Source organism: Gemmobacter caeni, assembly GCF_003054195.1.
GTDB lineage: Bacteria > Pseudomonadota > Alphaproteobacteria > Rhodobacterales > Rhodobacteraceae > Gemmobacter > Gemmobacter caeni.
In genome coordinates this window covers 1-10,838 of sequence record NZ_QBKP01000041.1, presented here as the reverse complement: position 1 = coordinate 10,838, position 10,838 = coordinate 1, and the positions used below count along the sequence as shown (strand labels likewise).

Here is a 10,838-nt window from a genome sequence, read left to right as displayed (position 1 = left end):
CACATGAGATTGCTGGCGCGCAGTGCAGCGACAACGGCGGCTTCGATCTGGTCGGCCGCTTCATCGAGGTCATCCTCGATCAAATCCCCGCCCAGCAGCTTGACCACCACGACCAGCGAGGTTTCGCGCTGCGCAGTGTCCTGAGATGCGGATGACCGCCGCTCGGATGGAGTGGCGACGGCCCATGCGGGCAGATGCTCTGCGTTGACAGATTGCGCCCAGGCAAAGAACTCGGTCCAACCTGTCAGACCGGCCTGAAGCGCGGCACGGGCCGATGCGCGGATTTGCTGGCGGTCTGATGCGCTCATGTGACGGGTTCCAGCCTATATGTCACGAAGGCATCGAAAGCCGGAGAACCGGAAATATACCCCGGACCAACAATGAACCGGCGACCATCCGAAACCTCGATCTGATCACCACGCACCGCAACAGCGTCAGACTTTCGCACCCGCCACGTCGGCATGTTGAGGATCACTGTACCGCCATCATCCCCCGTGACCTCTACCGGGGTCTCGCGGAATACAGACTGGACCACCCGACCCTCACCAACCTGAGGCAGGAAGGTGACCGACCCACCGAACACTCCGGAAAGCAGGCCGGTTACGCCGTCAAAAAGACCCGTCATCAGATCAGCGGATCACGCCGTCCAGAAGCACCATACCAGTGGCAGACGGGTTCGCCGCCGCCTCTGCGGCAGCCCCGATCAGGGTATTGCCAGAAGCGACGGTGGTACATTGCTTGTTGGTAGCGTCCCAGTAAATCTTGGCGCCAACCGTCCAGGCCTGAGCGCCAAGCTTCGGAAGCTCGAAAACGCCGGTGCGAACCAGTACGACAGGATCACCGATTTCGGCGGAACCCTGCGCCACGCCACAGATCGCACCGGAGAAAATCAACTCCCCCGAAAGAATGGCCGCCGCCGCCGCGATGGTCAGATGTTGACCCGGCTGGATATAGTTTTGCATGGGATATTCCTCATGTTTTGCCCACCATTGGACAGGTTCACGAAAAGACGCAGGGCGCCCGAAGGCGCCCCGCGTCAGATCAGTTGCAGCGGACCTCAGGCACCCGCATTCTTGTAGGATCCGCGGAATTCAACCGCAGCGGCGCCGAAAATGTGGCGCGCGTTCATCTTGACCGCGTCCGGGTTCATGCCTTCGATGGTTTCGACGGTCGGCGCCTCATAGCCGCTGAGATAGGCATGCTGGATCGGCGGCAGATCGGGATCGACCAGATACCAGGCAGTATCCGACCCGCCCGCCACAACGCCAAGGTTCGGCACCGTGTGCACCTCGAAACGCGACTTGTAGGGGTTCGCATCGGCCGACTTGGTCGGCAGGATGTCAGCCGTGAATTGGAGGGCTGCAAGCTCCAGCGCAGGCGGAACGATCAGACGCTCAGCCTCCGGCGCAATGAAATCGTCGGGATCTTTCGAGCCGAACATCTTCATCTCGGCCATCGCTTTCCGGGCCGCAGCAATGGTCGTCACCGAAATAGCGCCGCCGCTGGCCGCGAGATTGCCATGATCAGCGTGGAACAGCGCTTTTCCGTCCGATTTCAGGGCCACATTCGAACGGATCAGCGACCAGACCATTCCGTTTTCCATGGCCCGGGCGGCCGTGGCGAATTCACGCGGAATGCGGGCAAATGCCCCCATGTCGTCATTGATGACCGCCTCGAAAGACAAGGTTATCGTCCGCCCGCGACGCTCGACCTTCAGCCCTTCGGCCTCGTCTGCAAGCTTCGCCGTCTGGTACTCACCGTTTTCCTGCACAGACTTCAGCTGGAAGTCGCCACCGAACCGCACAGCATAGAGCTCGCGGAAGTCCATCGCCGTCAACGCCGCCCCGGTGACCAGTTGCCATTGCGGAGCCCGGCGCTGATACTCCGCCAGAAGCGTGCGCGACATCACCTCGGTCGTAATATAGGCGAAATCGCTGACGCCAATCGCACCGCCCATCATGGTCGTCGCCCGCATGCCGCGACGCACGGCCTCGGTATCGTTGAACCCGACGCTGCGACCGCTCGCCCGGCCAAGCTCCATCGCAAGGCGCTTCAGCCGCAAACCGCGGAAATCAGCCGCGGGGCCTTCGGTCTGACCCATCAGGGCCCCGATCATGCCTTCCAGCTTCGTTTCGGTTTCATCGCGCCGCATCTGCGTGCGCGGGCCGCGCCCGTCGATACCCACCTTGTCTTCTCCTTTGCCCTTGATGGCGGCATAGACCTGCCGCGTGGTCATGCCCTGACCGATGAAATCAGCGGCACGAGCTGCGCTCACACCATGGCGACCACACATGTTGATGATCGCGATGGCACGGGCAGCCGAAGCCTCAGCGCCGTCGTCTTCCCCTTCGCCACCGTCTCCGCCATCCGGCATTTCGCCGTCATCACCCTGGCCATCCTCTTCCGACTGGCCTTCCATTTCAGGCTCGATATCCTCTTCCATATCGGGCGCATTCTCTTCTTCAGCGGCGGTGGTCGCCGTGACCCTGCCCTTCGGGGCCGGTTTGGTCTTCATCGCCATGGCTTTACCTCCTTTGGCGGTGGGTTTCTCGAAACCGGCCATCATGGCCAGAACCGATGCTCGTGGCCGCTCGCGCTGAAGCGCGCCAGCCGCTGACAGCAGGCGCTCCGGCGCGTGCTGGTAGATCCTGTAATCAAAAGCGGCTGGCTCGGTCGCGTCGCCTTCATCATCAACGGAGGTTGCAAAACCAGCCTCGACAGCCGAAGGGCCGTCGAAATAGGTCTCCGCCTTCATCACCTCGCGCGCATCGTCGACACTCTTGCCTGACCGGCGCGCATAGATGCCAGCGTAGGCGTTGGCTATCACGTCCAGCGCATCTGCGGCCTTACGATGCGCCGCCGACGTACCACGCTCCGCCAACCAGTCCTGCGCTGGATCATGGATCATAAGGATGGACCCGGGTGACATCGTGATAGTGTCACCGGCCATCGCGATCAGACTGGCCGCCGATGCTGCAATACCTTCGACGACGACATTGACGGCACCGGCATATCCACGCAGCGCTGTATAGATCGCCTGCCCTTCAGTCGCGATGCCACCACCCGAGTTAATCCGAACGGTCAGCGGCCCGGACATGCCCGCCAGCGTGTCCCGTACCGTTCTCGCGGTGAAATACTCTTCGTCCCACCAGGACGATCCAACCGTGCCGTAGAGCAGCAGTTCGTTCATGGGTTCCCCCTCAGGCTGCAAGTTTCGAGATAATCGCGCCAAAGGCGCGGGGATGGGCCTGCCGCATCGCATCAAGAAGGCTGACTACGGTATCATCGACCACGTCAGCGCTGTCGGACCCCCGCGACAGGCGCGAGACATCCGCCCGCGGGTCGCTGTCAAACAACAGCCCGAGATTGGCCGCGTCTTCCTTATCCTGCACCTGCTCCTCCAACAGACGCTCCGGGTCGATACCGAGCATGCGTACAACCTGCTGGCGCGAAGCGAACCCCGAACGAACAGCCTCTCGGAGGGCAGTGAATTCACGGGCCGGATCAACGATGATCTTGCGTGGCGGCACCCATGTCAGGCTGATCGTCTGCCAAATATCATTGGGCAGGCCTGCCGCCGCGAAGTCTTCGGCGTCCAACGCTTGCCAAGCATCCACAAAGGCTTCTGCTAGGGGCTGCATCAGTTGCGGAATGAGCAGGAGATGCTGCCACTCGCTGACATTCTGATCCATTTCCAGACGCCCCATGCGAGCCGAACTGAAATTGACCTGCGCCAGGTCGCCAGTCAGCGCCTCGTAACTGATGCCCAGTCCGGCAGCGATAGAACGCAACACGGATCTGGTGAATTCATCATAGGCAGCAACACCCGGCGGCTCTGCAAAGCTGACATCCTGACCTTCGGCCAGATCATAGATCATGCCAGGTGAAATCTCCCCGAAGGCATCGTCGGCATTACCCGAATTGCCCTCGGTATTGGTTCTGAAAACGGCAAAACATGCAGCGATCTTCTGCCGCACAAGCTGCGCATCTTCGTGATCTGCGAGATCCTGCAAGCGCAGCATAACAGCGTCGAACCAGGTGACGCCACGCTGCTGGCCCGGTCGATCTACACGGTAGATATGAAGGATTTCATCAGCGGGAACGCGCACCGAAACCGACGCCCCCCGAAACATGGGACGATCTGAACCGGGGTGGGCAGGAAACAACCAATAGGCAACACGGCGCGACGATGCATCATACTCGATACCGTCACGAATCTCGCCCCCACCCTCAATGGCACCGACCTTGTGCTGATCGAGATAGTCGGACTCCAGCACTTCAAGCTGCAACGGCAGGGCACCGTCAACAAGCGTGTCGCTGTGGAGGCGGACAAGGCATTCACCATCTGCAACGACAGCTCGCATGATCAGATTCTGAAGACCGTAAAGGTTCAGACGGCCATTGCGGTCGATACGGGTCGTGTCGAAATGCTCTTCGATGCGCTTCAACCCGCGATCCCGGATTAGTTTTTGCCCGGTCTTGCGCAGCTTCGGATAGCGCACAGTGACTTTTGGGATAATCCCGTCGCCCACCACATTGCCGGCGATGACTGCCTGACCCCGCTTTGCAAAAGGCGCATTCCGGATCATGTCTCGCGAGAAGAAAGCCATGGTCTGCCGCTGGCGCGCAGCGCTATCCGCATCGGTGCGGGTCGGTCGCATGGTGGAGGTGCGCCGACCGATCTGGGCGGCATCGTAATGCGCGGCAATGGCACGGGCGCGCGCACGCTTGGCGCCCCACTGGGGCGCGATGGCCAGAATGGCCTTCTCGAACCTGTTCACGGAATTCAGCCCCTGCGATAGACCGGATAGGTGGCGCGGCTGCGCCCCTTGGGATTGAGGCCAAGCTCAGCCTCCATCATACTTTTGATACGCAGCATCTCTGTCAGACTGCGAAACTGGACCTTTTCACCATTTCCGAGGTCCATGCTCGTGACACCCTTGGCGATCATCTGGCACAGCGTCTCGTATTGCTCGCCTGTGTAAGAGGTCATAGCCATTTCCCTTTCCGCGCGGAAAAACCGAAACGCCCACGCGATTTATGTTCCGTCGCAGACCTGTCCTGAGGCTGCTGATCCGTTCGATCCGGTCTGTCAGCTTCGGCCAAACTGAGGGGGACCGAGAATTCATTATCGGCTGACAGGATTGCCCAATGGCGATTGGGGGAAGTCCAGTCGATCCTCTCCGCGCCCAGGATGATGTGCTGCGCCCTCGCCTGAACGAGGTGATCAAGACTCTCATTCCGCACCATGCCAGGGCGCTTTTCCCAGCCCTTCGCCGTGCGACGCTCGGCCGTGAATTCAGTCAGATGGCCAGCCTCCATCCAGCCAGGTATGTGGCAGTAATTCTGGCCATCATCGAGCAATCTCACACTCGCGGCGACCACATCCTTCAGACGGTCGGTTGCCATGTTGAGGATCTTGATATCTGAAGCCACCTTGCGTTTGCCGCTGGCCCGCTCCGGCGCACGCAGCCAGACCCTGTCGACATGATGCAAGCCACCATGGCCCCGCGTGAGATACCATCTCTTACCTCTGCCCGCCTTCCGGCGAGCCCTGTAGAAGCGATAGGCGTTGTCGGTCGTGGCGCCACCACCATGCATATCTACAGCCAGTGAAACGGCCTTCAGCCCCCATTCCCCGCCTTCGATAGGCCAGATACGGTCCTCAAGCCCGACAAGTACCTGCCAGTCTTCGGCAACCTCAAATGGCTTCAAAGTGCGGCCGTCGGCTCCGGGCGCACCTGCCGGTGGCGTATTGATCTCAAACCTGTCAATCGGCTGGTGGCGCCCACCTTCACCCCACGCTGTCACTCCGACAGAAAAATAGGTGCCCTGCACGTCAACTGATACCGTCAGGTAACGCGCCCATGAGGGTGCAACACCCTTCTGGCTTTTGACATCCTGCGCCTTGTCCTTCAGACCTTGGAGCGTGATTTCCATCTCGCTGGAAGCGCTGCGCGGCAGATAGGGCTGGGCCTGCCCGGTGCTGACCGTTGCGCGCAGCTTCTCTTCATCGCCCGTTGCATCGAAATGCGCCTCGGCCTGCCGATAGGCCGTCACGAGCTCAGCCCAGGTCGAGAAAGCGGCACTCGCCCCATCCAGCCAGTACGAAAGCAGATCCGTTCGCCGTAGCTCCGGGCGATCTACGGTCACCAACCGAATCTCGCCACTCTCATCAGGCGTTGCCTCGTGCAGCCATTGACCGGAGGCATTTAGCTCGCGCTTGAGTTCATGTCCGAAGGTGTCGCGGCAGTGAGGGCAACGCATCCGCGCGGCCTCACCTGCCTCGACAGGGTCTGCGCTGTCCGGATAAACCAGACGCGCAAAAGTCATTTCGAACATCGCACCGCAGCACGGACACGGCACATACCATCTGCCCCGCGTCCCGCCCGGATACAAAGAGAGCACACCATATGCCACGGGCGGACAATCATGTGGCGTCTGGGGGCGCCAATTTTCATCCTTGATTGGCGCACCCGGGCTGCTTTCGATAACTACCATGCCCCGGGACAGGAATGTCCGGGTACGAGCTCTCATCTGCGTATAAGGGTCACCGTCGCCAATGACCCCATTTCCCCAGGCTGGCCTGTCGAAGTCTGTTGCCAGCAGAATGCGAACTGTCGTCGATGCCAGTTTCTCGGGCGTCGGCCAGTCCAGAGTCAGATGCGCGCCACCAGTGAACAGTTTCTGAAAAATCGTATCCGCCCCGCGACCGCTCGCAAGACGTGCCCGGATATCCGGGCTGTTATAGATCATCGGACCAATCTTTTCCCGCTCCATCAACGCGGCAGCATCCCGCGTCATCTGAAACAGGGCAATCCGACCCGGATCTGACATGATCGCGTGGCAGGCCACGGTTTGCAGCATCATGGTCTTTCCGGACTGCGACGGGCCGGCGAACACCAATCCACGAAACCGGCGCGACGCAGTCATGTCGGTCGGCTCGACCATATAAGGCGCCACGTCCGCGCGAAACGGCTGCCACTGCCCCGAGATATTGACCCGCATATGCCGCTCGGCCGACGCCGTGACCGAAATCCGCTCTGCAGGGCGCATGGCAGGCAACGCGATGCGGAGTGCGGAACGGGGATCGGTATAAGAGGGAAGCGGCTCTGCCCCATATGGGGCAGAAACCGGAACACCGCTCAGATCAGCCATCTTTCCTGCACTTCGACATCAGGCACGTCGCGCTCCCTCAGTTCCTCCTCTTCGATCCTGTCAGCCATCGCCCGCAGGATATCTGCACCTGCCCGGGAAACATCCGACACCTGATCAGGCTTCAGGCTCAACTCACGCTCAAGGCGGTCGGGCAAAGCCTCAAGTCCATCCCGAACAATCTTGGCAATCGCCTCATAGAGGTCGACTACATCTGCCAGCGGTACGAGCTGGCGACGCATGTGGGCTGCTTTTGACCAGGCGATATCCGCCATCGCAGCTTCACGTCGCTGCTGCGGGGTCATGGACGCCTGTGGATCGTCCATCTCCAGTCCGAGGAATGATGCCTGCAAAGCCACCACCTGAGCTTTGTTATGGCGCGCCCTCAGGTCCTGATCCGCCTCCCGCGCTCTGCGCCATGCCCAGCAATGAGATAGGCGCAGCACATAGGCTTTGCCGTTTCCTCCGGCCTGCACCACCGGCATGCCATCCTGTTTGATCCATTTGGCGACCGTGGTGACCGTGGTATTCAAGGCCTGCGCGATCTCTTCCTGATTGCAGTCCGCATCCTGCACGCCATGTGGCAGCGGGAAACGATCCAGCATATCCCGAAGCACATCATCGACTTCAACCGGGATCAGTTCCGGTACGCCAACCTGCCCCTCAGAAGCAACCACAACAACAACCCCTTGTCATAGCATAAAAATTTTCAAAAACGCCCGCAAACCGGGGTGCGAATTACCCGCGTGCGGCTTTGACCCCGGAAGGACCCGCGCCTACCTGGCCCGGGCGACCGCCTCTGCGAGGCGTCGGTCGAGGTGGTCGGGCAGCCGGCGCTGCCAAACCTCATCGACACCCTCGTAGAACCCGAGGCGTGGGGTGTACTTTGGCGCCTTGTCGCTGAACTTCAGCACCCGCACCGCGATGTCATCAGGCTTTGCCCGCCGGTAAACGCCGGGAGCAAGACCGTGCTGGGGCACAAAGTATTTCGCCCTCTTGGGCGCCCGCTTCGCAGATCGCTCGGTCGTATTGGTGCGCGGATCACGCTGCGCCCCGAGGGCAGACAGCACCTGATTGCGCTCGCCGGAAGACCAGTTGCCCGAGCCGTCAAGACGGGCATGCTCACCCGGCAGGACACTGCGGATCACGCCCCCCCAAGCCACGCGCGAGGACAGCAGCTTTTCCACCCCGGTCTGCGGTCGCGCGCCGCCACCTTCCTCGACCTTGAGGTAATGGCGCCTGCCAACACTCGGCCGCTCTTTCACCTGAGCTTCAAGGTTCCGCTTGTCAGCGCGCCAGACCATCAGAGCATTCTTGGTGAACCGCGTGGGCCGGTCGAACACCACTTCCATGCGACGCTGGATGTATTCAAGCGCATCCTTGGCTGTGTCGTTCAAGGCATTCGCGGCCGCGAACGGAAGCTGCGCCACTTCGAGATTGGTCAGGTGCCGACGGAACTGACTGTCATCGACCCTGATCGACAGCTCTTCCATCTCCACCCCTCTGAAACGCGAAACGCCCGGGAGCGTGATGCTCCGGGCGCAATGAAGGCGTGTCGGACCTCGCGTTCAACGGGTCCCCGCCGCCCACCCTCCGGGCCACGGGCGCAATACGCGCTAGGGTTACCGGCATGAGGCTATTGATCGCAGAAGCTACGCCCGACCGAGCGTAGCTGTCAACCCGCCTTGCGAAGCGGAACCAGATCCTCCGCAACACCATCCACCACCACCTCGCGACCGAACAGCTGGAAGCGCAGACGAACGCCACCATCAGCCACAAGTTCGACGACCTCGCAGGGCAACTCAGCAAACGGACCGACGCGGAACATCGCATGATCCCCAGCCCGCATTCTGGATGCTTCCCGCCGGCGCAATTGATCTGCCGCCAGATCGCGCTCGATACGTTCATCCCGCTTACGCATGGCATGGATCGCCTGAAGGCGTGAAGGCTCCAACACACCCCAATGCCCATCGGCCCGGCACAGCGCGCCGATCACCCACGGGCATGACATCACCATATGCACCACTGGGTCGCCGCAGAACCGCGCGAACACATATCCGGGCAGATAGCGACGATGATAGGTCCGCACCACGCCACGGGCCCTAGTCTGCCGCTTCAGAACCGGGTGAAATGCATAAACCCCGCGCTTGCGGAGCCATCCCTCGACCTCATCCTCGCGCTGCGGTGCGACCCGCAGGGCATACCATCGCGACGGCCCCGGCAGCACGATCCCGGCCACGTCACGCGGCGGCAGGACATCACCGATCCTGAGGGCGGTTTGTTCAAATCCATTTGACCGCATGATCACGCCGCACCCCGCTTGCTCTGCCCCGCCTCGACCAGCGCCAAGGCATCGACCTTGTCGCGCAGATAGGCCGCTTCCCACCGCAGCTCGGCATCGGTCAGACTGGCCCCGCGATCCCGCTTGTCGGCCAGGATGCGCAGGCCCCGCGCGTTATCCTCGGCCTCCTGCGTGATGCCCCTCTGTTCGTATTCAAACGGTGGGCGCGGATATTTGCGCAGGAACCGATAGACCTCGACCAGATCCCCGCGCAACACCGCCCTCGGCCCTTCGACCGACCCCAGCCAACTGACCAGCGCCCGGTTAAGCGCCAGCGGGCGCGGCTGCCAGACCTGAGCCCGGTGCATGATCAGCACCTCGGACGGCCAGTCAGCCTTGCCGCCCGACAGGTCAATCAGTTCGTCCGCCAACGCTGCCAGCTTGTCCGGGTCCATGTAGGAAAGCTTTTCCGCGATCACCGTCATCCGCGCCTCATGCGCCTCCAGCGTCACGCCGCGCTTGCGCACAAACCCGGCCTGTTCCAGCCGGGAAATCAGATGCTCCCGCACAGCCCTGCGGCCATGGCCTTCATCGGTCTCTGCGCCTTCGGTCATCGCATCCTCCATTTTCTCAGCCTTTGCCCCATCTGCCATCCCGCGCTTTGCCCCGCGTTCCGGGAAGGAATGTTCTGTCAGGTCCTGTCCTGTCATTCTTTGTCCTGTCCTGTAGGGCAATTTCAGCGAAACCCTTGAAAAAAGAGCGAAATCGCCCTGAAACCTTTCACCGTGTTACTGAAACCGTTTCAGCGATTTCAGCGTGTTTCACCGTCCCCGCCGAGGCTGACGACACGCGGCACGCCCGCCACAGCATCGGCTGCGACGCGCACATTGTCCTCGTTGACGAACAGCCCATGCTCATCCAGCCACCGCGTGATTGCCTCGACCGCATGGGAGGAATTGGCGATCCGCGTCATGCCCGCGATGCCCTTGAGCTTCGATTTCACCCGACTGCGCATGACGGCCAGGCGGCTTTCCTCGCGGCTGCGCGCGCGGCCTTTCTTGCGCTTGACCGCCCGTTCAGCGATTTCGGCGATGAAGGGATGCCCCAGCCGGTCAGATCGCATCTGGCCGCCAGTCTCGACATGGCATTGCCGCCAGCCGTGCAGCACGCCCTCGCGCACCGCCCGCCAGCCCTCGACATCCGCGCCGAACCGGGCCAGCTGCGCCAGCTCCACATCATCATCGGGCAGCGTGCCTGCCGGGTCCTGCCGGTAGCACTCCGACCACAGGATCAGCGCGGTCCCGATGTCGGCCCGGCGATCCTCGCGCAGCGCATAGGCCAGGAAGCGCGAGGTCAGCAGCTTGTGAATGTGCAACTCCACCCATTCATGCGAGGCCAGCGT

General features: G+C 61.6%; 12 protein-coding genes. All 12 read right to left on the bottom strand.

The window, feature by feature from the left end; translation table 11 throughout:
- On the bottom strand, positions 1-308 hold a 308-nt coding region (locus C8N34_RS25045; protein ID WP_146177490.1), incomplete at its 3' end, for a hypothetical protein.
- Positions 305-625 carry a head-tail joining protein gene (locus C8N34_RS25040; RefSeq protein WP_108130980.1) on the bottom strand — a complete coding sequence of 107 codons (321 nt, stop codon included), beginning with the start codon at positions 623-625 and terminating at the stop codon, positions 305-307. The genes C8N34_RS25045 and C8N34_RS25040, both read right to left, overlap by 4 nt.
- 4 nt (positions 626-629) lie before the next feature.
- Positions 630-962: a DUF2190 family protein gene (locus tag C8N34_RS25035; RefSeq protein ID WP_108130979.1), complete on the bottom strand. Its 333-nt coding sequence runs from the start codon at positions 960-962 to the stop codon at positions 630-632.
- A gap of 95 nt (positions 963-1,057) precedes the next feature.
- A complete protein-coding gene (locus tag C8N34_RS25030) occupies positions 1,058-3,190 on the bottom strand; it encodes a head maturation protease, ClpP-related (RefSeq protein WP_158640448.1) in 2,133 nt (710 codons plus the stop codon).
- 10 nt (positions 3,191-3,200) lie between these two features.
- Positions 3,201-4,781: a phage portal protein gene (locus C8N34_RS25025; RefSeq protein WP_108130977.1), complete on the bottom strand. Its 1,581-nt coding sequence runs from the start codon at positions 4,779-4,781 to the stop codon at positions 3,201-3,203.
- 5 nt (positions 4,782-4,786) lie between these two features.
- Positions 4,787-4,993, bottom strand: coding sequence for a phage head-tail joining protein (locus tag C8N34_RS25020; protein WP_108130976.1), 207 nt, complete (start codon positions 4,991-4,993; stop codon positions 4,787-4,789).
- Positions 4,990-7,158 carry a terminase gpA endonuclease subunit gene (locus C8N34_RS25015; RefSeq protein WP_108130975.1) on the bottom strand — a complete coding sequence of 723 codons (2,169 nt, stop codon included), beginning with the start codon at positions 7,156-7,158 and terminating at the stop codon, positions 4,990-4,992. Before C8N34_RS25015 ends, C8N34_RS25020 begins: the two co-directional genes overlap by 4 nt.
- Positions 7,146-7,832, bottom strand: a complete 687-nt coding sequence (locus tag C8N34_RS25010; protein WP_242013756.1) for a DUF1441 family protein — start codon at positions 7,830-7,832, stop codon at positions 7,146-7,148. Before C8N34_RS25010 ends, C8N34_RS25015 begins: the two co-directional genes overlap by 13 nt.
- Before the next feature lie 99 nt (positions 7,833-7,931).
- Positions 7,932-8,648 carry a hypothetical protein gene (locus C8N34_RS25005; RefSeq protein WP_108130974.1) on the bottom strand — a complete coding sequence of 239 codons (717 nt, stop codon included), beginning with the start codon at positions 8,646-8,648 and terminating at the stop codon, positions 7,932-7,934.
- A gap of 182 nt (positions 8,649-8,830) precedes the next feature.
- A complete protein-coding gene (gene nusG / locus C8N34_RS25000; RefSeq protein WP_108130973.1) occupies positions 8,831-9,457 on the bottom strand; it encodes a transcription termination/antitermination protein NusG in 627 nt (208 codons plus the stop codon).
- Positions 9,458-9,459: 2 nt separating this feature from the next.
- Complete coding sequence (locus C8N34_RS24995; protein ID WP_108130972.1) at positions 9,460-10,146, bottom strand: hypothetical protein; 687 nt, start codon at positions 10,144-10,146, stop codon at positions 9,460-9,462.
- A 101-nt stretch (positions 10,147-10,247) separates the two neighbouring features.
- The coding region (locus C8N34_RS24990; protein ID WP_108130971.1) for a DUF1376 domain-containing protein at positions 10,248-10,838 on the bottom strand (591 nt) is incomplete at its 5' end.